This window comes from Streptococcus sp. Marseille-Q4154 (assembly GCF_916700545.1).
Taxonomy (GTDB): Bacteria; Bacillota; Bacilli; order Lactobacillales; family Streptococcaceae; genus Streptococcus; species Streptococcus infantis_I.
On the sequence record NZ_CAKAKN010000002.1, the window covers coordinates 124,297 to 148,676 of the forward strand.

Below are 24,380 nucleotides of genomic sequence, written 5' to 3' on the forward strand. Positions count from 1 at the left end.
TATGGCTATGAAAAGAATTTTAACTACTTCACAGCGTGAACAACTTCTTTCTGTAGACCACTTATCAGAAGAGGATTTTAAAGCGTATTTTAGTTTTTCTGATTATGATCTGGAGGTTATTAATCAACACCGTGGAAAGGTCAATAAACTAGGATTTGCGATACAACTTTGTTTGGCCCGGTATCCTGGGTGTTCTTTAAGTAATTGGCCGATTAAATCAACCAGACTAACTTCTTATGTGAGTCGACAGCTCCATCTTGATGCAATTGATTTAAATTCATATGATCATAGAAATACACGTGCAAATCACTTCAACGAGATCTTAGAAGTATTCAACTATCATCGATTCGGTAGTGCTAATACACAAAAACAGTTAATAGAATATTTAATTGAACTAGCTTTAGAAAATGATGACTCTATCTATCTAATGAAAAAAACAATTGATTTCTTAACTCGAAAAAGAATTATTTTTCCATCTATAGCTACACTTGAAGACATTATAAGCCGCTGTCGAGATAAAGCAGAAAACAACTTATTTTCAATATTACTCTGTTCATTAACAGATATACAAATTGAAAAACTAGAGAGTTTGTTTCAAATTTATGAAGAGACGAAAATAACTAAACTCGCTTGGCTAAAAGACATTCCAGGTAAGGCAAATCCAGAAAGCTTTATGAGTATTTGTAAAAAAGTGGAAGTGATTGCTTCCATGGGACTCGGGACAATTAATGTCTCCCATATTAATCGGAACAGGTTTCTTCAGCTAGCTAGACTAGGGGAAAATTATGATGCATATGACTTCTCCCGTTTTGAGCTTGAAAAAAGATACTCTTTACTTATTGCTTTTTTAGTCAATCATCATCAATATCTGATCGATCAACTGATTGAGATTAATGACCGCATTTTAGCAAGTATTAAACGCAAAGGGACACGTGATTCACAAGAACAGTTAAAAGAAAAAGGAAAATTGGCTACTAAAAAATTGGAACATTATGCTTCTTTAATTGATGCTCTTCACTTTGCAAAAGATAATGATAGTAATCCTTTTGACGAAATTGAACGAATCATGCCTTGGGAAGATTTAGTACAAGATGGAGAAGAAGCTAAAAAAATTACAGGTAATAAAAATCATGGCTATTTAGAAATGGTTCGAAATAAAGCTAATTACCTCCGAAGATACACGCCAATGTTATTGAGGACCCTTTCGTTCAAAGCAACTCCGGCAGCAAATCCAGTCCTCATGGCCCTAACTCAACTAACTGATTTACACAATAGTGGTAAAAGAAAAATACCGGCAGATACTTCTACTGATTTTGTGAGTAAAAAATGGAAAAGCCTTGTTCGGCCAGAAGAGGGGAAAATAGATCGGTCTTACTATGAGTTAGTAGCTTTCACCGAGCTAAAGAACAATATTCGATCAGGAGATATTTCAGTTGAAGGAAGTATGATCCATCGAAATATTGATGATTACTTAGTTGATTTATCTGCTTGTATTGATTCAGAAACTATTCCAGACACGTTTGAGGACTATTTAAAGGATCGGGAAATAATTTTAGATTTACAGCTTCAATTTTATTCGACAGTTGATAAGAGAATTTCAAGAGCAAACCTTAAAAAGTTGGAAAAAGTTACACCTAGCGAAGCAGAAATATATAGAAAAAAACTTTATTCAATAATTCCTAAGATAAGGCTTAGTGATCTTTTAATTGAGGTGGACAGTTGGACCAACTTTTCACAAGAATTTAGTCATGATTCTACAGGGAAACCGCCGAGTGAACAAGAAAGAAAAATTATTTTTGCTGCTTTGCTGGGTTTAGGGATGAATATTGGTCTTGAAAAAATGGCCCAATCAACTCCTGGAATTTCTTATTCTCAGTTAGCCAATGCCAAACAATGGCGCTTTTATAAAGAAGCTCTGACTCGTGCTCAATCTGTTTTGGTTAATTATCAGTTAAAGCTTCCTGTTGCAGACTTTTGGGGTGAAGGAAAAACCACTGCTTCAGACGGAATGCGCGTCCCAGTGGGCGTCTCAGCTCTAAAATCCGATGTTAATCCACATTACAAAAGTATGGAAAAAGGAGCTACAATGATTCGATCAATAAATGATAGGCATACGACTCATCATATCGAGGTTGCTTCAACTAATACAAGGGAAGCTACTCATACCCTTGATGGCCTACTTTATCATGAAACAGATCTAGATATTGAGGAACATTTTACTGATACAAATGGGTATTCTGATCAGGTGTTTGGAATGACCGCATTACTAGGCTTTGATTTTGAACCTCGCATCAGAAATATAAAAAAATCACAATTATTTTCTATCAAATCACCTTCCTACTACCCTAACTTATCAGAAGATATAAGCGGAAAAATCAATGTAAAAATTATTGAAGAAAACTATGATGAAATTAAACGAATCGCCTATTCGATTCAAACAGGAAAAGTATCTAGTTCTTTACTATTAGGAAAGCTAGGCTCATACGCACGTAAGAATAGAGTAGCTCTTGCACTGAGAGAACTAGGTCGCATTGAAAAGAGCATTTTTATGATAGATTATATTACAGATAGTGAGCTACGGCGAAGGATCACTCATGGACTAAATAAGACAGAAGCGATTAATGCTTTAGCTAGAGAACTATTTTTTGGGCGACGCGGAAAATTTATGGAGCGCGATATTCGCCGACAACTTCAAAGTGCTAGTGCGCTTAATGTGTTAATAAATGCAATAAGTATATGGAACGCCGTCTACTTACAAGCAGCTTATAATTATCTCGTCAAAATAGATCCCGAAGTAACTAAGTATATGAAGCATGTATCTCCTATTAATTGGGAGCATATCACTTTTCTTGGAGAGTATAAATTTGACTTGTTATCTATTCCTAAACACTTAAGAGAATTGAATATAAAAAATAAATAGGCCTTGAAACATTGGTTTAGTGGGAATTTGTACCCCTTATCGATACAAATTCCCACTAAGCGCTCGGGACCCCAGGTAAGAAAAATTCATCAACGGAAACATGAAGTAACGATACAAGGTCATAAAGAACTTGTATGCTGGGGTGTTGCCCTTTATTTTCAATATTAGTTAAGTACCGTGGGTCAATTTCAATCAATGCTCCCACTTGTTCACGAGTTAAACCTCGTTTCAATCGAGCTTCTTTAATGGCTAAACCAAAGGCTCTAAAATCATATTTATCTTCTTTTTTACGCATAGTAGACCACCTCTATACATTTTATTGTTCCTACTGAATTAAAAACAGGTATAGAAAAACGTGTTATATGGTTTATAGGTTTATATTTAATAAAAAGCACTACTAAACGCCAATAAAAAAAACCGTTATATGGTAGTGCTATTTACGCTGTTAAAATATTGTATATTACTTCCAAATGGCGGTTTGTTGGAGGTCAACGTCGCCATGAAGTACATCATATACAATAAATTTCCTTACATTGGGTTCTTGTCAAAAAAAGTCGTCTATCTGCAATAGATAAGTACGTCCACCAATGTGGTTTTATAAATCATATAGATAGAATAACAGAAGCATGTAAACAGAGAAATAAATCTGTTTATATGCTTTTTTGGCTATTCAGAACTTTTTTACAAAGTTTATTTATCAGTAATGCAACAAATCCCCCTTTCACATTGGGACTAAGAGTGAAAGGAGATAAACGAGCAAGGCTCACTTCCTTTCCTAGACAGAAAGGGGGTGAGAAACATGAAACCATCTTCTTTTCAGACCACAATAGAAAATCAGTTTGACTATATCTGTAAACGTGCTATGGAAGACGAGCGAAAGAATTATATGCTTTATCTTTCAAGGATTGCAAAGCGTGAGGTGTCCTTTTCGGATGTTGGCGATTATCTTGTTAGCCAGTTTGCGACAACAGATAACTATTCAACTGACTTTCAGATTTTTACACTCAATGGGTTATCAGTAGGCGTTGAAAATGATTTGTTGAGTGAAGCATTACGTGAGTTGCCAGACAAGAAACGTGAAATTCTACTGCTGTTTTACTTTATGGACATGAGCGATTCAGAAATTGCAGACCTGTTGAAATTGAACCGTTCTACTGTCTATCGGCATAGAACCAGTGGACTAGCCTTAATTAAAAAGTTTATGGAGGAATTTGAAGAATGAAAACACAATATCCTATGATTCCCTTTCCTCTCATTGTAAAGGCAACAGATGGCGATACCGAAGCGATTAACCAGATTCTACATCATTACAGAGGGTACATAACGAAGCGTTCCCTACGACTTATGAAAGATGAATATGGCAATCAAAGTATGGTCGTTGATGAAGTCTTACGTGGAAGAATGGAAACCAGACTGATTACAAAGATTTTGTCATTTGAAATTAAGTAATATCCTCTCTCCTTTCGTGGAAGCGTGCTAAACCATTCCACGCTTCCCGAACAGGGAGGTTTGTTATTCCACCAAAGCATATTGAGCTTTCAATGTGTTTTGATAGGCTAACGAGCCATTGTTCTTTGAAAACTGAATAAAAGTAATCGAATACGTTTCGATAAGAAAAGAGCCAACGGAACTAACCGCCATGACCTATCTTATAAAGATAGCGAGCGATTCATGTTAGTGATCCGAGAAGCAATCTTTAGCAGGATTGCCTGCAACGACATTCTTATCGTGATAATGATACTCCCATACAGTCAATAGTCCGAGCGTGATAAAACCGTCGCAGGCAATGAGTATGGCTACATGAGAACCATGCAGGGGTGGAACTCCCGTGAGCTTTGCTAAAGCTGTTCGATTGCTGGTAAAACAACTTTTATGAAATCCAAATAAGTGATTTGGAAAGGAGGATTTTATGAAGCAGACTGACATTCCTATTTGGGAACGTTATACCCTAACCATTGAAGAAGCGTCAAAATATTTTCGTATTGGCGAAAACAAGCTGCGTCGTTTGGCAGAAGAAAATAAAAATGCAAACTGGCTGATTATGAATGGCAATCGTATTCAGGTTAAACGAAAACAATTTGAAAAAATTATAGATACATTGAACGCAATCTAGCGTAGCCAAAGGGTCTTGTATATGATAAAATAGTATTAAGTCGTATCAGGGCTCTTTCCATAATGGAAAGGAGCAAATGCCATGTCAGAAAAAAGACGTGACAATAAAGGTCGAATTTTAAAGACTGGAGAGAGCCAACGAAAAGACGGAAGATACTTATACAAATATACAGATTCATTTGGAGAACCGCAATTTGTTTACTCGTGGAAACTTGTGGCTACAGACAGAGTACCAGCAGGAAAGCGTGATTGTATCTCACTTAGGGAGAAAATCGCAGAGTTACAGAAAGACATTCATGATGGTATTGATGTTGTAGGAAAGAAAATGACACTCTGCCAGCTTTACGCAAAACAGAACGCTCAAAGACCAAAGGTTAGAAAAAACACTGAAACTGGACGCAAATATCTTATGGATATTTTGAAGAAAGACAAGTTAGGTGTAAGAAGTATTGACAGTATTAAGCCATCAGACGCTAAAGAATGGGCTATTAGAATGAGTGAAAATGGTTATGCTTATCAAACCATCAATAACTACAAACGTTCTTTAAAGGCTTCATTCTATATTGCTATACAAGATGATTGTGTTCGGAAGAATCCATTTGACTTTCAACTGAAAGCAGTTCTTGATGATGATACTGTCCCTAAGACCGTACTAACAGAAGAACAGGAAGAAAAACTGTTAGCCTTTGCAAAAGCTGATAAAACCTACAGCAAAAATTATGATGAAATTCTGATACTCTTAAAAACAGGTCTTCGTATTTCAGAGTTTGGTGGTTTGACACTTCCAGATTTAGATTTTGAGAATCGTCTTGTCAATATAGACCATCAGCTATTGAGAGATACTGAAATTGGGTACTACATTGAAACACCAAAGACCAAAAGTGGCGAACGTCAAGTTCCTATGGTTGAAGAAGCCTATCAAGCATTTAAGCGAGTGTTAGCGAATCGAAAGAATGATAAGCGTGTTGAGATTGATGGATATAGTGATTTCCTCTTTCTTAATAGAAAGAACTATCCAAAAGTGGCAAGTGATTACAACGGCATGATGAAAGGTCTTGTTAAGAAATACAATAAGTATAACGAGGATAAATTGCCACACATCACTCCACATAGTTTGCGACATACATTCTGTACCAACTATGCAAATGCAGGAATGAATCCAAAGGCATTACAGTACATTATGGGACATGCTAATATAGCCATGACGCTGAACTATTACGCACATGCAACATTCGATTCTGCAATGGCAGAAATGAAACGCTTGAATAAAGAGAAGCAACAGGAGCGTCTTGTTGCTTAGTAGTACAAATGAATTTACTACTTATTTACCACTTCTGACAGCTAAGACATGAGGAAATATGCAAAGAAACGTGAAGTATCTTCCTACAGTAAAAATACTCGAAAGCACATAGAATAAGGCTTTACGAGCATTTAAGAAAATATAAAAAGATAATTAGAAATTTATACTTTGTTTAGAACAAATAAAATAAACTCAGATAGTCAATACCTATCTGAGTTTTAATTTTACAGTTATATGTAAATCCAGTCATAGAGATTATATGCATAGCCTTATTAGTTGTATGTTTTGTAATATTTCAATTTTATCCAATATATTTCTTCGAGAATTGGTAATTTCGAACCATACCAATAATACTCCCTATGCTAAGACCAAATAAAATAAAAATAAACAGTGCAAACCCATCACCGATTGCTTTACTATTAAATAGATGATTAAATAGTAAAAATAGAGGTAGAACGATAGGGAGTAATACACTACTTACAGCTGCACGTCTCATCTCCTTTGTCTCTCCTGTAATAAACCAAGTAAAAGGTAAAAATCTCATCCAATTTAGATATTCTTTTTGTTGAATTTTTTCTTCAAACAAATGAGTAAATAGGGCATAAAATGGTAATGCGATGTAATAAGTTACTTTAACCAAGAAGTACATTGCACCAATAAATACTGCAACTCCCCACCACATTCCTTCCATTGTTTCTTCGTAATCGTGTTGATATTTTGGTTTTCTAGACATAATAGTTCTCCTTTAGTTTTTCATCCATTATTTCATTAAGTTTGTAAATGTATTGATCGTTGTCAATTTATTATTGTAACTAACTTGTCTTTGTAACTCTTGAAACTGATGATTTAATTGCTCATTTCTTTTCAGTTCTTCATATAAATTTTGAGCTTGACCAAGATTTTGGGCTCTACCTTGATCTATCAAATTAATCATGTATATAAAAGCATTAAAATGAACATCTAAGCCAGCTTGTTGTCTTGCATTAACAAATGGAAGACTATTAAATTTTTCTATAAAGTAATTTCGAGCATCAATAATTTCATCCTTATGATTTATCAACTGTTCAGCTTTTGGCTTATCCTTCTTTACTCGTTGAAAAGCAAAATATATTGGGGACCAAAGAGCCAGCCATAATCCTATCCAGACAGAATATTCAAAAGGTCTGCTAAAAACACCTAAGCCAGATGAGCTAAATTCACCAAGTCTAGGCATATATAATATCAAAAATAAAGAGCCTAATAGCCTAATAACCCATCCAAATCCACTTAGCTTTAGATGAATCAAATCAACGTATTTACTATGTACACTATAGAGATAATCTGTCGTTTCTTTAATACGCTTTGACCAAATTGCAGCATCGATGAGCAATTCTCTACTTCGCTCAGGCTCTTCAAGAGTTGAAACATGTTCTTGAATTACCGTCAGGTATGGTTGTGGATTAGCAATTGGGTAGTATTTATAAGTTTTACCGTCTTTAGTAATGATTTCCATTGAATGGTATTCCCCATTATCAAATACCTCTGACCAACGTTTATTTGGTAGCCTACCCCTCGCATATGCATCCCAAATTGTCCAATCATTAAAACTAGCTGATTTAAAATCTTCAGGAACAAGACCTAAAAAATAATCTAACTCCTTCTCCTCTTGAGAAAAAATACTTTTCATATAAAATTCTCCTTCCACACATATTTTAACATATTGTGGTTATATACACAATATGAAGAAGAGTTATTTTTACTTATAATTAAGTTGAAGGAGTTGATAACGATTATAAGTTTTAACCCACTTTGGGCTACAATGAAGAAAAAAGAAATTTCTCAATATAGATTATTAAAATCAGGGATTGATAACAAAACCCTAGATAGTTTGAAGAAAAATAAAAACATAACTTTACTGACATTAGAAAAGCTATGTTGTATTTTAGATTGTCTTCCAAATGATATCGTAGAATTTATCGAAGAAACTCCTGACTATAATCAAAATCAATAATACCATCTTGGTTAGTTAAAATATTTAATGTAATTAAATAACTATATAGAGTTATTTAACCAATAATTGTAATCAACTCTTGGTTAAATTATTCTAGAAAAAAACACATAAAATATAGATTTGAATTATCTTATTTTATGTGTTTTTTTGTTTTAGATATAATATTTCAGTTCAAATTAGAGTTTAAACCTTTGTATTTTCAATCTATTAGGCTCCTTGCCAATTTTCTTGGTCTTCTTTAAAGCGTTTGAGGAGAGCAAGTCCTTCTGGTGTGATGTAGCCTTCTTCTTGGGCTAGGTGAATGAGCTCACTGTAGTTTGAAAGAGTCACTAATTTGACACCAGCATCCGCAAAGTTTTTATCTGCTTTTGGTAATTGATAGCTGAAGATAGCCACGACACCAAGCACATCTGCTCCTTCACGTTTAGCAGCTGCTACGGCTTCAAGAACAGACCCACCAGTTGAAATTAGGTCTTCAACAACAACCATCTTTTGTCCTTGAGCTACACGGCCTTCAATTTGGTTTCCAGCGCCATGATCTTTTGGTTTGCTACGGATATAAGCAAATGGCAGATTCATCTTGTCAGCGATGATGGCACCGTGTGGGATACCCGCAGTCGCTGTTCCTGCAATCACTTCTACCTCTGGGAATTCTGCCTTGATGGCTTCCACAAAACCATTCTCAATCAAAGTTCGAGTTTCTGGGTAGGCAAGCGTCACACGGTTGTCCGTATAAATTGGTGACTTGATACCTGATGCCCAAGTGAAGGGCTCTTCTGGTTTGAGGTAAACAGCTTGAATTTTCAATAGATGGCTAGCAATGTCTTTAGCAAGTGTCATGGGTTTCTCCTTTGTATTTTAAACTATATTCTTATTTCCAGTCTTGTGTCCATTCATCCTTGATAGCATGATAAGCTACTACTGGATCAGTGGCTTGAGTGATTGGGCGTCCGACAACGATATAGTCACTACCAATATGATAAGCATCTGCGGGTGTCATGACTCGTTTTTGATCTCCTACTGCAGCGCCTGATGGACGAATGCCGGGTGTCAGGCAAATAAAGTCTGGACTGGTAGCTTCTTTGATGAGCTTCACTTCCTGAGCTGAACAAACCACACCATCTAATCCCGCTTCAGCGGTTTTCTTAGCATAATGAATAACCGATTCTTGAAGACTGGTTTGGATATTTTGAAAGTCTCTCATTTGTTCCTCAGAGGTTGAAGTTAACTGAGTGACAGCAATCAATTTGGCTTCTTTCCCAAGGCCTTCACGCGCAGCCTTCATCATCTCAACGCCACCTGCTGCATGAACATTGGTCATATCAACGCCCAGATGAGACAAGACCTTCATGGCTGATTTGACCGTATTTGGAATATCATGGAGTTTAAGATCCAGAAAGACACTATGTCCCAAATCTTTCAGATAAGAAACAATCTCAGGACCTGTAGCATAATAGAGTTCCATACCTACCTTTAGATAGAGGCTCTCTCCTGCTGGAAAAAGAGCTAAAAATAGCTTGACTGCCTCAAAACTTGGAAAATCAAGAGCAATAACTGGACGAGCTTCACGCATACTTTTCTCCTTTTACCTTTGTCAGCAAGAGAGCATGAAAAAAGGAACCTGCCTGCAGCAAGGTTCCACGAAAATTGGGTAGTCTCCACCCTTTCACCGTCTAACCTTAGCTGCCTCTCTGGACTGCTTTAAAGGTTTTTTACTATTCTATTATTTAAAGCGGTACTTGTCAAGTAAAAACCAGTAACTGAACAAATCATCTGAAACTTAGCGACTCTGTGTTGTTTGAGTCGTCTGTGTTGTTTGATCTTGATTTCCTTGATCAGCTTGTTTTTTCTTCTCTTCTTCCTGCTTCTTCTTTTCCTCTTCTTTGGCTTTGACTCTTTCGTCATCCAGAGCCTTATCCACTAGACTATAGCTATAGATACCGACCTCCATGTCAATACCGCTAGGAACTGTCAACTGTGGTTTTATCTTACTATAGTAAGGTAATTTCTTCCCTAGTTCTGATAATGGCACCAAAATCTCGTCTGTATCATACATGGTAATCTTTAGAAGGTCACTTGTTACCTTACTTGGTGCAAGTTCAATCTTCTCAATCTCTTGCTTAATTTCTGGACTAACTTCATTTAGCTGAGAAATTAAGGTTTTAATCTGTTCCTCATCGTTAAATAAAACAGATATATATTTCTCAGGTAAACTATCAGCATTAACAGCTGTTGATTCAATACTTCCACTAGATAAGATTGGATAATGGCTATCTCCAGAAACAGAGTAGGCTACAATCTCAAATTCCCTCACTTCAATGGTGAAGTGAACTGGGAATTGATAAACTATCTTAGCCGATTCAATCCAGTGATTCGATTTGACCATTTCCGCATGCTTATCTTTATTTAAGAGCAGGCTGATCGTATAGTCACTGTCACGAATACCAGACGCTTCTTTGACTTGGTCTGCACTTGTCTGAACGTTACCCGTAACCTCAATATGTTTCATTGTAGCTAGAGGACTTAGAAGATAAATAGACAAGAATAAGATTATAAAACTTGGGACGAGGATTGTAACTGCTCGCCAGATATGTACAGAAGGAATGGGAGGTTTAGGAGCTTTACTCTTGGTTTTTACCTTTTTCTGTTTCTTAACCTTTTCGTCAGCTTTTTCTTTCTCTACTTGATCCTGACTCTTAGAGTCTTCTTGAGGAGTTTCCTCCGAATCTTTCTCTTCATTTGAAGTCTCATCGCTAGTATCCGAATCCTTCTCTTCAGATTTTTCGGATTCTTCGTCCACTTCTTCAGAACTCGTAGATTGTTCTTCCATTCTTTTGCTCAAATACTCGTGGTGTTGTTTTTGCCATTCTGACAATTCTTGAGCACTTTCAGAAGACTCTGATACTTGTTCTTCTTTTTCACGAGATTCTTCTTCGGCACGTTTCGCCTCTTCTTCAGCTTTTTTTTGAAGATATTCTTGATTTCGTTTTTGCCACTCTGACAATTCCTTGCCTTGAGTGTGCTGATTCTTTTTATCCTTTGACATCAATTTTCCTTATGATAAATCTTTTTTGAGTAGCTCATAAAAATCTGCCACAGATTTTAATTCCTGAGAATTCTTCATCTTGTTTTGGTAAATCTCTTTGTTAGTCAAAAGTTGATTTACTTTTTCCTCCAAAGTAGACAAGGTCAAATCGCTCTCTTGCAATTCCTCTGCATAGCCTTTTTTCACAAAATAGGCTGCATTTTCGATTTGGTCCCCACGGCTAGCTTCACGTCCTAGAGGGACAATGACATGCAATTTAGCCATGGCAAGGAGCTCAAAAATAGTATTGGCGCCACCACGAGTAATGACCACATCAGCCAGATTCATGAGCGGTTGATAGAGGTCAGTCACATAGTCAACACGATAGAGATTTTGACTGAGTTCATTTAAACTAGCATCTCCTGTCAGGTTGATGATATTATAGCGACTAGTCAGTTCTTCCTTGTGGTCTGTAACTAATTGGTTAAAGACACGCGCACCAGCAGAACCACCGACGAAAAGAAGGGTTGGTAACTTGTCGTTGAAATAAGTTCGAATGTCTACCATTTCTTCAGGTTCTTCCACCGTAGGACCAGAAACCTTAGTCACAGCTCCTACATGCTCTACCTTAGTCAGACTAGACGCTTGTTCAAAAGTAGAGTACATCTTGGTCGCAAACTTATAGGCGATTTTATTGGCCAAGCCCATAGAGAGGTCAGACTCATGGATAAAGACTGGCACTCTACATACTCGCGCTGCAATAACAGGCGGCACAGATACAAATCCTCCCTTAGAAAAGAGAGCTTGTGGACGAAGTCGAAGCATGATAAAGAGCGATTGAATAATTCCAAACACAACTTTAAAGACGTCAACCATATTTTGCCATGAGAAATAACGACGTAATTTCCCTGTAGCAATAGAATGGAAGGTGACGTCCAAACCTGACTTGAGGATTTCATGATGCTCAATCCCGTTTTTATCACCAATATAATGGACTTCCCAACCATCTTCGATGAACTTAGGCATTAACAAAAGGTTGAGGGTAACGTGTCCAACCGTTCCCCCACCAGTAAATACTATTTTTTTCATATTATTCCTTTAACTCCGCTACAGTGTCGATGAAAAGATCTCCACGTACTTCAAAGTTAGCATACATATCCCAGCTAGCATTAGCAGGGCTGAGGAGAACCACATCTCCTTCTTCCGCAATTTCATAAGCCTTGCGGGTTGCATCTGCAATATCTGTCGCATCGACATAAGTTACACCTGCCTTATCGGCTGCACGTTTGACACGTTCTGCAGACTGGCCGAGGATGACCATTTTCTTAAGTCCAGTAATATCTGGCACCAATTCGTCAAATTCGTTACCACGGTCTAAACCACCGGCAATCAAAACAACCTTGCTATTGTCAAATCCAGACAAGGCTTTTTGAGTTGCTAAGATATTAGTTGACTTACTATCGTTGTAGAATTTCACACCCTTGATTTCGTCTACAAATTGGAGACGGTGCTTCACACCACCAAAGGCTGACAAGGTTTCCTTGATGGTTTCATTGTCCACACCACGAAGTTTAGCAACAGCAATGGTTGCAAGAGCATTTTCCACATTGTGGCTACCCGGAACACCGATTTCATCAGCTGCCATGACTTTTTCACCACGGAAGTAGAGAAGACCATCTTCAAGATAAGCTCCGTCGACCTTTTCAAGTGTTGAGAATGGCACTACAGTCGCATTTGTCTTTGTCGCAAGTTCTTTGGCTAATTCCTGATTAAAGTTCAATACTAGGTAATCAGTTGCTGTCATATTGCTTTGGATATTCCACTTTGCTTCAACATAAGCTTCAAAAGAACCGTGATAGTCAATATGTGTTGGCATAAGGTTGGTGATAACAGCAATTTCAGGATGGAATTCCTGGATTCCCATTAATTGGAAAGAAGAAAGTTCCATGACAAGGGTATCCTTATCTGTCGCAGTTTGGGCCACTTGACTAGCAGGATAACCGATGTTCCCTGATAAGAGGCCATTTTGCCCAGCCGCAGTCAGAACTTCTCCAATCATGGTTGTCGTCGTTGTCTTCCCATTTGAACCAGTTATACCGATGATTGGTGCTTCTGAAATCAAGTAAGCCAACTCAACTTCAGTCAATACTGGAATCCCTTTTTCTAGTGCTTTTTCAATCATCGGATTGCTATAAGGAATTCCTGGATTTTTTACCATAAGTGCAAAATCTTCATCCAATAATTCCAAAGGATGGCCGCCAGTGACAACCTTGATGCCCTCTTCCAAGAGACTTTGCGCAGCTGGATTTTCCTCAAAAGGCTTGCCATCATTCACTGTCACAATGGCACCTAGCTTGTCCAAAAGACGAGCTGCAGATTCACCAGATTTGGCCAAACCTAGGACTAATACTTTCTTATTTTCAAATTGATCAATTCGTTTCATATCTAGAACTCCATTTCTACTCTTACTATTTTACCATTTTTATGAAAATAAAAAAGCCACAAAGGGCTTTCTTATTTGTTTTTTGTTATAAAAAACCTATTCTACCGACTTGAGGGCTTCTAGCATATCGACCTTTCTGAGATAATGATTTACAAAAAATCCTAGGATGGTCAGAATGACACTAACTGCTAGAACTGGGATTAGATAAACTTCCCAGCCTACGTTTGGTTGAAAGCGGAAGGTCCCTGGTGCAATCATCTGAATGAGAAATTGATGGAGATAAAAACCTGAAAACAAGCCTACAATCATTCCAACTAGTGACAATATGATTGTTTCTCGATAAATATAAAGAGTGACTTCTTTATTATGGAAACCAAGAACCTTAATGGTTGAGAGTTCCCGAATCCGTTCAGCAACATTGATATTGGTCAGATTATAGAGAATCACAATAGCTAGTAGCACCGATACCAGCACCAAAATCGCCATGGTTTGATTCAAAGAATCGGCAAAACTTTCAAAGAGCTGAATGGTTGAAGCATTTTGAACGAGGCCACTGACAGCCGCCTGGTCCATAAATTCTCCTGCGACTCTTTCGGTATTGACTTCACTTTTATCCTTGAGTTGGACCAAATAGGTATTCATCTTGGGTGCTTGACCGTATATCTCCTCATAGGTCGCCTGATTCATATAGACAAAATGGCCCACATAGTGCTCGGTAATAGCACCTACTTTAAAGGTTTTCCCATCTATTGTAAAATTGTCACCAACAGAAACTCCTGCCAACTGGGCCAATTTTTCTGTCAAGACAACTCCATTAGATAAGCTCAGTTTTTCCCCATTTTTTTCCAAGAGGACAAAGGGAGCCAGGTCATCTTGATCCGTCACCATGATAGTCACGGTTTGAACACCTGCCTTGCCAGCATAGTCTTCCTCAATCTGTTTGGAAGAAATTAAACGATAGTTTTCAACTTCATCACTTTTCAGTTTTTCCTCTAGCTTGGCCTTGTCAGAATCAGAAGCTCGAGAATTGACAGAGAGAATCATTTGGTATTGTTGCAGATCCTTAAACTGCCTGTCGGCCACTCCAACAACAGAGGATTGAATCCCAAGTCCTGCAAAGAGGAGGGCTACTGAACCAGCAACTCCAAAAATGGTCATCAGCATGCGTTGTTTGTAACGGAAAATGTTGCGGGCTGTTACCTTCTGAGTAAAACTCAAACGTGACCAGATAAATGTTATCCGCTCCAAGAGAATTTTAGAACCCTTGACTGGTGGCTTAGGTAGTAATAATTGCGCTGTTTCTTCATGCAATTCTCTGCGAGATACAAGGTAGGCAGGTAAAACGCTAGCTATTAAGCTTAGTCCCAGAGCCAAGCAACTATAGGTCCAATAGAAATTCTGCTGACTCTCTCCAACAATCATTCGCTCGGTGATGATATGTGAGATTGTGGGTGCTAGGACATAATGGCCAATCAGAATCCCTAGAAGAGTTCCAAGAGTGCCAGCAAACAGACCATAAATTACAAACTTAGCGATGATGTCTTTGCTATGGTAGCCTAGAGCTTTGAAAATCCCAGCATTTGTTCTTTCCTCATCTACAAATCGAGTCATGGTGGTAAAGGTAACCATAGCTGCGACGGCATAGAGAACAACTGGAAAGATATTTCCCACGGCACGAATACTTATGGCTGAGTTACTATACATGAGATAACCTTGACCAGTAGGAGAGCTTTTTCGATTGTAAACATGATAGGTTGGCTCTGTGAGAAGATTGACTTCATTCTGGCTAGTCTGCCATTTAGCCTTCTCACTAGCAAAATCTGACTCAGCATGACTTAGTTTTTCCTTTTCTTGTTTCAATTGTTCTTTAGCTTCTTCTATCTGGCTCGAAACTTGGCTCTTTTGTGGTTCTGGAAGTTGGCTTAACTGTACTTCTTGTCCTTGAAGCTGAGTCTCGATTTCTTGTAGACGTTTCTTGCCAGCTACCAGGTTGGTCTCTACCTGGTCCAGTTGCTTCTTTCCTTCATCAAGTGATTTTTGAGCGTCTTTCTTCATTTTCTCAAGTCGAGCTTGACCATTATCAGCAACTAGTTCCTTTAAAGTCTCCTCTTCTTCCTCTAGCTTCTTTTCGTAATCACTAGAGAAAGGATTGACATCTGTTAGGCTAGCAAAACGCAGGCGGGCAATCGTGTAAACAGAGCTCTTAAAATTTTCTTCAGTTACAACACCATATGCTACTAAGTTCCCATTACCACTGGCTGAACTCCCCATATCTGATTTTGAAAAAATATCTGGAGAGTGGACAAAGCCTGTAATGGTATAACTATCCCGCTTTAATTGAGAATTACTGCCTTTTTTTTGACTCAAATAAATGACTTGACCAATCTGATATTGATCTTTCCAAAAGTCCGCCAAGGCCAATTCATCTTCTTTTTCAGGCAAACGACCTTCCGTTACTTGAAATTTTGAAATCTTATCAGTATTTGAAAAGATTCGTATGGCATCTTCACTATTTGCCAGAATCAAATCTGTCATATAACCAAACTCGACATCTGCTCCTGATAGAGTTTGCAATTCTGCCTGGTCTGCCTGATCAAGCCCATAATCTCCTATGACGGTCACATCTGCCGCATTGGTATTTTTCAGAAAAGTCCAAGCTGTTCGCTCCATATTGGGACTGGCCACTTTGAGACCGACTAGGGCCAAAGAACCTAACATCATCAAAGTTAGAATGGATAGAAATCGCCCTTTTGAACCTGTGAAAGACTGGAGCAGGTCTTTCCAATATATCTTCCTTTTCATATCAGTACTCCAAATCATCAATATCCTGTGGTTGAGGATTGATATCAACGCTCTTGACACTGGCATCATGCATCTGAATCACCCGATCAGCTATAGGAGCTAGGGAAGCATTGTGGGTCACGATGACAACGGTAGCGCCCTTCTTACATGACATTTCTTGAAGAATCTTTAAAACCTGCTTACCAGTCTGGTAGTCCAAAGCTCCCGTTGGTTCATCACAGAGGAGAATTTTGGGATTTTTAGCCACAGCTCGAGCTATTGCTACCCGTTGTTGTTCACCACCTGATAGCTGAGCTGGAAAATTATTGAGACGATGGCCTAGACCTACGTCCTTTAGAACTTGCTCAGGATCTAAGGCATCTAAGACAATTTCTGATGCCAACTCGACATTTTCTTTAGCAGTCAAGTTAGCAACCAAGTTATAAAACTGAAAGACAAAACCAACGTCATTTCTACGATAGTTGGTTCTCTGATGAGAAGTGAAATTCGAGATATTGATTCCGTCAATCCAAACTTGTCCTTCATCATTGGTATCCATTCCACCTAGAATATTTAAGACCGTTGACTTTCCTGCTCCAGATGAACCAAGGATAATGACCAGTTCTCCCTTTTCAATCTCGAAGTTGACGTCACGATTGGCTACAATTTCTGTTTCTCCAGTATGATATCTCTTATAGCTATTTTTCATTTCAATGTAAGCCATCCTATCTCCTCCTCTTCTATCCCTATTTTCATCTTTATTATAACTCTTTTGCAGTGAGAATTAAAGCAAATATAAGATAGAAAAGAGAGGACACTTTGGTCCTCTCTGCTTCAGTTTTTCTCATTACTTCCACGTGTGTGCTCAACAGAAGTGGAGATGGTATTCACCTAGAATATCTCCGTTTTCAGCCTTAACGACAACACGAACTGGATCCCCTTCACGCACGCTTGGAATCACTGTAGCAATACCATTATCTGATACACTTGCCGTTACAGTTGCTGCTTGGTCTTCTTTAGCTTCTAGATAATAGTCAGTCAAGCCAGGGTTGAAGTTTGGCAAATCTTTTCCATCTACTTGGATTTTAGCTTGAGCTTTCTTAGCTGCAGCTACTTGTTTAGAGAAGATTTGAATTTCTGTAATGGAAGTACCCCATTTGCCATCTGGTCTAACCATACGGATACGAACCGCATAGGTATTGACTTTATCAAAGCTAAAGTGATTCATTTCTCCAGCTCTCACTTGATCTGGAGCTTTAAGATTTGTCACTTGTTTCCAGTTATTGTCATCGTTAAAGACGTGGTCTTCACTAGCTACAAAGCTTGGGTTCTTAGGAACTATTGGAACATCTTTTCCTACATAGTATTCGATGACATAAGACTTAGGTGCACCAACACCGTGGTCTTCGTGGAAGGCAACATTGAGATTGTCAACCGAACGTTTAGACAGGATACCAGAATCACCAAATAGGATTCCGACCGATGCTTCACTTGTACGTTTCCAGTTTGTCCAGCGGTTTGCCGGTTGATCATTAAATGAGATTAGTTTGTCATTGACATTGGCTACTGAGTCACTTGGATTTGAGTCTGATGCAAAGGCAAGTGGCAACTCTGAACCTGTCCACTGGTCAGAAATATTAGCACCAGTTTCTGTCTGAGCAGACACACGAACATGAAGTTTTGTTGGTAAATGAGTACCTTCAACATGCCCTGTCACTGTAAAGCTGCCTTCATTTGCATATTGGCTTGGGTCAATTGCGTCCCAAGTTACCTTAGCTGAAGATACTTGGCCATTTGAGTGGTAAGTACGGACGCTTTCTGGTAATTGAGGAGCTTCTGAAACCGGAGTTGTTGTAGTCACTTCTTCGACTGCAATGATACTTTCTACAGAAACTTTAGCATGAGCTTCGTTCTCAATTCCTTCTACTTTACCAAGAACATCAAAGCTATGGTATTTAGCAAGGTCTTCCTTAGCAACTGCTTGCCAAGTTACCTTGTGAACTTTTGGAAATCCTTTATCGTACTCTACAGTTACTGTATCAGGTAGACTTGGTTCTTGGTTCAAACCTGTCACGACACTTACTGGACGAATGGCCTGGACAACTTTATTTTCAGTATTTGCCTGAATGTTCAAGTCAATCTGACCTTCAGCTCCTTCAAATTGAGCTTTCAAAGTTACTTGACCAGGTTTATGCAATTCAAGCATACCCTTACGAACAGCTACGTCTCCTTCACCTGATGTTGAGAAGGTTACCTTGTCAGCTTTTAATACGGCCTGAGTTCCATCTTGATAATGAGCCAAGACTTTGATACCAACTGTTTGGTCTTCTTTCAGTGCGTCTGCATTTTCAACTTCTAGGCTTAAACGTTCAATCTGAGGAGCTTCTTGTAAGAATTGGATAGCATAAGTCTGAAGTGCTCCACCATCATTTGGTTGAACATAAATACTAGCACGCATACCATTTGCTTCGTTAGCTTGAATAACAGTAACTTGCGCGTTTTCAGCTAAAGCTTTAACTTCAGACAAAGTAGCTCCATAAGCAAGTTTATGGTATAGAACTGGTTGATCAGTTGAGAGTCCTTCTACAGGCTGGTCTGCAACAGTTACAGTCGGTACTACTGGTGAAGCCGCTTGACCTTCGGCGACTACAAAGGTTGCAGCGATTTCATCATCACCTGAAATTCCTTTGGCTTGGATACGAGAGCCTGGGATAGTTAATTTAGCTTGATCTTCAGCTGCAACTTCCCACCTATCAACGTCATAGCTTCCTAGAGTACCATCTGACAATACATAGGTAACAGATGGATCAACCGTACTCAGATCTGTACTCGGTGCAATTCTCTTAACTACAGGTAATTCTGCTTCGAGTGCCAAGACTTCAACACGCGCTTCTACATCTCTTCCTTCTGCTACACCTTTAACAGCAAAAATACCAGGTTGGTTGACATCAACTGCGGACCATTCTACTGGAAGTTTTGCACGGTTGCCATCACTGTAGATAAATCCTACTTTTGAAGGCATTTTCGCTGCTTGACCGATTACTGTACGAACTTTAGGAACCTCTGTACCTAAAACAGTTTTTTCCTCTTGGTCTTTCTTACCTGTGAAGATAGTTGTTTGACCAGATTTCAAGAAATCAGATTGAGCAGTCAAGGTGAATTTACCCGCTTGCTCAGTTGATTTGACAATCACAACACCCTTACCATTAAAGGCTTTGCGAATCCATGAACCGTCTGCTTGTTCTTTGTAACGTTCACGGCTAGCTTGTTCCCCGTTATCCACACCGACAATCTGACCTTGTCCATGCAACTGGAAGCGAACAAGATTATTGGCTGTAGGAACTACGTTACCTTTACTGTCAACAATTTCGTAATAGATATAAGTGAGGTCTTTTCCGTCAGCTGCGATAGCATTTTCTTCTTTGATCAAACGAACTCCTGCAGGTTCTCCAGCAGTCACAATCTTATCACGAGCAACGATATTACCAGCTTCGTCACGAGCTACTGCTTCTAAAGTACCAACTTCAAAAGCAACCTTCCATTCAAGGTAAAGTTCATTCGGTTTAGCACCCTCTTGGTAAGTACGTCCATCACTTGTTTGTTTTTTAGTAAATGTCTTCTTGCCTAGAGTTTCACCATTCAAATATAGTTCTACACTTGCAGCATTAGAATAGGCACGGACTGGAATATTACCATCTGCATCCGCTACATTCGCTTTTAGAGTAGGATTTTCCCAGTTCCAGTGAGGAAGCAAGTGAACCATTGGTTTCTTCTGAGCAGAAACCCATTGGCTTTGGTACAAGTAGTAGTCATTCTTTGGAATGCCGGCTGTATCTACGATACCAAAGTACGAGCTTTTAACTGGAGTGTGGTTTTGGTTATGCCATGGAGTTGGTTCACCGATATAGTCAGTACCTGTCCAGATGAACTGACCTGCATAACCAGCATTGTCACGGTCAAAAGTCCAAGATGCAGTAGATGTTTTACCCCAAGCAACATGGTCATTACCATAGTCTGATTGTTCATAGTTACGATCGTCTTGGTTACTATGTACTAAGTCATTCTCTGGACGATAGTAACTTCCACGTGTACGAGTAGCTGAAGACGTTTCAGATCCGTAAATCAACCAATTTGGATGTTTGGCACGAAGTTTATGATAGTTGTCTTCTGAATAGTTAAATCCAACCGCGTCAAGTTCATTGGCAATCTTTTCATGGTCACCACTACCATCACCAAAACGGAACTTATCTGCTCCCATAGTGACATAGCGTGTCTTATCAACAGCCTTGATAACTTGAACCAAGCGTTTAACTGTTGCTAAAGAACGAGGTTTTCCGTCTGCTTCACCGATTTCATTACCGATTGACCACATAACGATAGCAGGGTTATTTTTTCCTCTTTCAACCATGGTACGAAGGTCGAAATCAGACCATTTTTCACCTTTCTTAGCATCTGGGTGAGTGGCATCTTTGTCAAAGAAGCAACCGTAGTCATATGGTTTCTTACCACCATACCAAGTATCGAAGGCTTCTTCTTGAACCAATAAACCAAGCTCAGCAGCAATCTGTAAAGTTTGCTCACTAGCTGGGTTGTGAGTTGTACGGATAGAGTTTACACCCATATCCTTCATTTGTTTCAGACGACGGTATTCTGCCTTATAGTTTTCTTCAGCCCCTAGAGCTCCATGGTCATGGTGAAGAGAAACCCCATGGAATTTAATGCGTTCACCATTCAAAGAGAAGCCTTCATTTGGTGTCCAGTTGTAATAACGATAACCAAACAAGTCCTTCTTAGCATCGACCAATTGACCATCACGATAGACACGTGTCACCAATTCGTAAAGGGCAGGCTTGTCGCTATTAACTGTCCAAAGTTTTGGTTTGTCAACTTGTAAAATAGCATTCAAGCTGGTTGATTGATGAGCTTTCAAGACTTGACTAGCGGTACGAACTAGATCAGTTACAGCTTGACCATTACGTTCAATGATTTGATACTCAGCAAGAATTTCATGATCTTTATCATCAGTATTGACGATCTTACTTGTTACATGAGTATCTACCTTACCATTTTGTTGTTTTTCAAGGTCTGGAGTTAAGATAGTTGTTCCGTTTTTCTCAGTATGGACTTTATCTGTGACTTGAAGGGTAACATCACGGTAAATCCCGCTTCCTGAGTACCAACGGCTACTTGGTTGTTTGTTGATAGCATGCACTGCTACGACATTCTCGCGACCGTCTTTATGGAGATAGTCAGTGATGTCATATGAGAATTGGTTGTAACCATTTGGATAGTGACCAACTAGCTGACCATTTACATAAACTTGAGAATCCATGTAAACCCCATCAAACGTGATGCGTACATTTTTATTGAGGTCTTCTTCATCGAGTTTAAAGGTCTTACGATACCAAGCATCACCACCATTGAGTTGCCCACCTTCGTTTTGGGCAGGTGAGTCATGGTCAAAGTCATTATAGATACTCCAGTCATGAGGAAGGTCTAATTTCTTCCAACTAGAAACATCGGCATCTGGCTTGACCGCATCTTTAGCATTGGCATTGAGCTTGAAATGCCAGTTTTGGTTGAATTCTCTTACTCGACTATCAATCAATATGTTCGCCCATCCTTGCTCTTTATTTTCATGAGTCATCATCTTCATTCATATTTTATACAATTATAATAGATACATCAATAGTTTCTCGAAAAAAGCATACTTCAGACTATGATTACTAAAATTAGTAGAAAATATTGGATATAAAAAACTGTATTGAGGCATTATGTAGAATTACTAAATCATATACAAAATAAAAGACTGCTCCTTTATAGAAACAACCTTCTAAATTATTTTTCACTGATATGACATAATACCCCAATGAACCATGCTAGTCTAGCATATAAACAACAAATCCATCTGGCAAGATGACTTGCTGACCATCTTCAAACTGGCAATGGCTCGCTAAGTCAACTGAATCTCTGTCTAAAGTATATTTCTCAGAAGACTGATTAAAGATTGCTTGAACTTCTTTCCCTTGGTAGTTCCACTTCAAAGATAGGACATCTGATTTCACTTCTTCCAAGCGATAATTTCCATGCTGAATAATACTTGCCACTTCCTTACGGACTTGGATCAATTTCTTCATAAAATTCAGCATGTCATTGTCTTCAGAAACACGGTCCCAACGCATGACACGACGGCAATCAGGGTCTGGTCCACCAATTAGTGCTAGCTCTGTTCCGTAATAGATACAAGGGGTTCCTTTTTGAAGATAGAGGAAAGTTAGGGCAGCCTTGACATGCTGGATATTTCCTTTGGCAGTTGTAAGGATACGCTCTGTATCATGAGAATCTAAAAGGTTAAACATCACCTCTGAGATTTGTTGCTTGTAGTACATAGACTGGCTGTTGATTTCTGAAATAAACTGCTCTGTCTTTTTACGCTGACGCAAGAAATAATCCTTGATACTTTCAGAGAGTGGGTAATTCATGACCGCATGGAACTCGTCCCCTTGTAGCCAAGGCTGAGAAGTATGCCAGATTTCACCTAAAATATACAAATCAGGCTTTTTAGCTAGAACTGCCTTTCTGAAATCTCTCCAGAACTGATGGTCAATTTCATTGGCAACGTCCAAGCGCCAAGCATCGATATCAAAATTCTCAATCCAGTAAGTTGCAACGCTGAGGAGATAGTCCCTTACCTCCGGATTTGCTGTATTTAACTTAGGCATGTAACTAGCAAAGGCAAAGGTATGATAAGGGAGTTCTCTCGCTTTCTTAAGCTTATCTTCTGTAATTGGAAATTCTTGGATATGGAACCAATCTTTATAAGGAGAATTTTCTCCGTTTTTTAAGACATCCTGCCATTGGGCTGACTGGTAGCCGATATGATTGAAAACAGCATCTAGCATAATCTTGATGCCCCGTTTGTGAGCTTCCTCGACTAGATTAGCAAAGACTTCCTTGTCTCCAAAGTGACGGTCAATTTCAAAATAATCCGTCGTGTCGTACTTATGATTGGTCGTAGCTTCAAAAATCGGACATAGGTAAAGTCCTGTGATTCCCAAATCTTTAAGATAGTCTAAGTGGTCAATAATCCCTTGTAAATCTCCACCAAAAAAATCATCAATATTAGGTGCAATGGCAGCATCCCACTCTCGAGCTCCATCTGGAGTCAGATTAGGATTTCCATTAGCAAATCGTTCTGGGAAAATCTGGTACCAAACGGTATTTGAAACCCAGTCAGGAACCTGACATCCGTCTATTTCGTGAATATAAGGAAGCTTAAAGCCGTTTCCATCAGCATCCAAGTTTTCTTGAGTATGTTCTACACAACCCTTATCCCCATAGTAGACACCATGACCTTCCTCATCGAGGAGCTCAAAGAGATACTGAATCCGTGCAAAATCAACCGAGACTGTAACCTGCCAATAGTCAAATAGGGCATCTGAGGTTACTTTGGTCATTTCTTTCTTGGCTTCATACTTATCCTCAATGAAAATAAAGGGATCTCCATAGTGTAAGATAACCTTCTGGACATCATTTATCTTGGTTCTAATTCGGATATGTAGCTGATCTTCCTTGTAAAGATATGCATACTCTGATTCTGGTCTATGATAAATAGCTGTTAATTCCATCATTTGTCTCCTAAATAATCTATCATCAACAAAAACGCAAACGTTTTCATAATTAACAGAACTAGTATACTATTTTAGCTGTTTATTTGCAAATTTTATACCAGTTTTACGATAGATATATAAGATGGACAAGGGTAAAATTGAGTAGACTCTTTTTGAGCTTTAAAAAGAGAGTTTCCAT

17 protein-coding genes and 2 pseudogenes are annotated in these 24,380 nt (G+C 38.7%); 6 read left to right on the top strand and 13 right to left on the bottom strand.

Annotated features, from left to right (window positions below; all coding sequences use genetic code 11):
• The first annotated feature begins 1 nt into the window (after position 1).
• On the top strand, positions 2-2,920 hold the full coding sequence (locus tag LG369_RS05825; RefSeq protein WP_001240982.1) for a Tn3 family transposase: 2,919 nt from the start codon (positions 2-4) through the stop codon (positions 2,918-2,920).
• Positions 2,921-2,993: 73 nt separating this feature from the next.
• On the opposite strand, the pseudogene LG369_RS05830 reads toward LG369_RS05825, so the two are convergent.
• Positions 2,994-3,215 (bottom strand): annotated as a pseudogene (locus LG369_RS05830) (helix-turn-helix domain-containing protein); the annotation flags it as partial.
• A 504-nt stretch (positions 3,216-3,719) separates the two neighbouring features.
• Between LG369_RS05830 and LG369_RS05835 the strand changes: the two are divergent.
• Positions 3,720-4,142, top strand: coding sequence for a sigma-70 family RNA polymerase sigma factor (locus LG369_RS05835; RefSeq protein ID WP_000804885.1), 423 nt, complete (start codon positions 3,720-3,722; stop codon positions 4,140-4,142).
• Entirely contained in the window at positions 4,139-4,369 is a 231-nt protein-coding gene (locus LG369_RS05840) for a helix-turn-helix domain-containing protein (RefSeq protein ID WP_000857133.1), read from the top strand. Before LG369_RS05835 ends, LG369_RS05840 begins: the two co-directional genes overlap by 4 nt.
• Before the next feature lie 225 nt (positions 4,370-4,594).
• Here LG369_RS05840 and LG369_RS05845 read toward each other — a convergent pair whose 3' ends face one another.
• Positions 4,595-4,846, bottom strand: a complete 252-nt coding sequence (locus tag LG369_RS05845; protein WP_001845478.1) for a hypothetical protein — start codon at positions 4,844-4,846, stop codon at positions 4,595-4,597.
• Between LG369_RS05845 and LG369_RS05850 the strand changes: the two genes are divergently transcribed.
• Entirely contained in the window at positions 4,830-5,033 is a 204-nt protein-coding gene (locus LG369_RS05850; RefSeq protein ID WP_000814512.1) for an excisionase, read from the top strand. The two genes, LG369_RS05845 and LG369_RS05850, sit on opposite strands and share 17 nt — an antisense overlap.
• A gap of 81 nt (positions 5,034-5,114) precedes the next feature.
• On the top strand, positions 5,115-6,332 hold the full coding sequence (locus LG369_RS05855) for a tyrosine-type recombinase/integrase (protein WP_001291568.1): 1,218 nt from the start codon (positions 5,115-5,117) through the stop codon (positions 6,330-6,332).
• 301 nt (positions 6,333-6,633) lie between these two features.
• Here LG369_RS05855 and LG369_RS05860 read toward each other — a convergent pair whose 3' ends face one another.
• Positions 6,634-7,065, bottom strand: coding sequence for a hypothetical protein (locus LG369_RS05860; protein ID WP_225750570.1), 432 nt, complete (start codon positions 7,063-7,065; stop codon positions 6,634-6,636).
• A 27-nt stretch (positions 7,066-7,092) separates the two neighbouring features.
• Positions 7,093-7,998: a hypothetical protein gene (locus LG369_RS05865; protein WP_225750571.1), complete on the bottom strand. Its 906-nt coding sequence runs from the start codon at positions 7,996-7,998 to the stop codon at positions 7,093-7,095.
• A gap of 132 nt (positions 7,999-8,130) precedes the next feature.
• Here LG369_RS05865 and LG369_RS05870 point away from each other — a divergent pair, with 132 nt between their 5' ends.
• On the top strand, positions 8,131-8,322 hold the full coding sequence (locus LG369_RS05870) for a helix-turn-helix domain-containing protein (RefSeq protein WP_006155562.1): 192 nt from the start codon (positions 8,131-8,133) through the stop codon (positions 8,320-8,322).
• 207 nt (positions 8,323-8,529) lie between these two features.
• Here the strand turns inward: LG369_RS05870 and pyrE are convergent, their stop codons facing one another.
• The 9 genes and pseudogenes from pyrE to LG369_RS05915 all read right to left on the bottom strand — a co-directional run bounded on the left by pyrE (position 8,530) and on the right by LG369_RS05915 (position 24,199).
• Entirely contained in the window at positions 8,530-9,162 is a 633-nt protein-coding gene (gene pyrE / locus LG369_RS05875; protein ID WP_225750572.1) for an orotate phosphoribosyltransferase, read from the bottom strand.
• Between the two features lie 31 nt (positions 9,163-9,193).
• Complete coding sequence (pyrF, locus tag LG369_RS05880; RefSeq protein ID WP_225750573.1) at positions 9,194-9,895, bottom strand: orotidine-5'-phosphate decarboxylase; 702 nt, start codon at positions 9,893-9,895, stop codon at positions 9,194-9,196.
• Positions 9,896-10,102: 207 nt separating this feature from the next.
• The gene (locus tag LG369_RS05885) at positions 10,103-11,368 is read right to left on the bottom strand and encodes a cell division protein FtsQ/DivIB (protein ID WP_225750574.1); all 1,266 of its coding nucleotides are present in this window, start codon (positions 11,366-11,368) and stop codon (positions 10,103-10,105) included.
• A gap of 9 nt (positions 11,369-11,377) precedes the next feature.
• Positions 11,378-12,436, bottom strand: coding sequence for a UDP-N-acetylglucosamine--N-acetylmuramyl-(pentapeptide) pyrophosphoryl-undecaprenol N-acetylglucosamine transferase (locus tag LG369_RS05890; protein ID WP_225750575.1), 1,059 nt, complete (start codon positions 12,434-12,436; stop codon positions 11,378-11,380).
• 1 nt (position 12,437) lies between these two features.
• Entirely contained in the window at positions 12,438-13,790 is a 1,353-nt protein-coding gene (gene murD / locus LG369_RS05895) for a UDP-N-acetylmuramoyl-L-alanine--D-glutamate ligase (RefSeq protein ID WP_225750576.1), read from the bottom strand.
• Between the two features lie 96 nt (positions 13,791-13,886).
• Positions 13,887-16,592, bottom strand: coding sequence for an ABC transporter permease (locus LG369_RS05900; protein WP_225750577.1), 2,706 nt, complete (start codon positions 16,590-16,592; stop codon positions 13,887-13,889).
• A gap of 1 nt (position 16,593) precedes the next feature.
• Positions 16,594-17,295 carry an ABC transporter ATP-binding protein gene (locus LG369_RS05905; protein ID WP_225750578.1) on the bottom strand — a complete coding sequence of 234 codons (702 nt, stop codon included), beginning with the start codon at positions 17,293-17,295 and terminating at the stop codon, positions 16,594-16,596.
• A gap of 147 nt (positions 17,296-17,442) precedes the next feature.
• Positions 17,443-22,161, bottom strand: a pseudogene (locus tag LG369_RS05910) (Ig-like domain-containing protein); the annotation flags it as partial.
• A gap of 289 nt (positions 22,162-22,450) precedes the next feature.
• Positions 22,451-24,199, bottom strand: coding sequence for a glycoside hydrolase family 13 protein (locus LG369_RS05915; RefSeq protein ID WP_225750753.1), 1,749 nt, complete (start codon positions 24,197-24,199; stop codon positions 22,451-22,453).
• Positions 24,200-24,380: the final 181 nt, after the last annotated feature.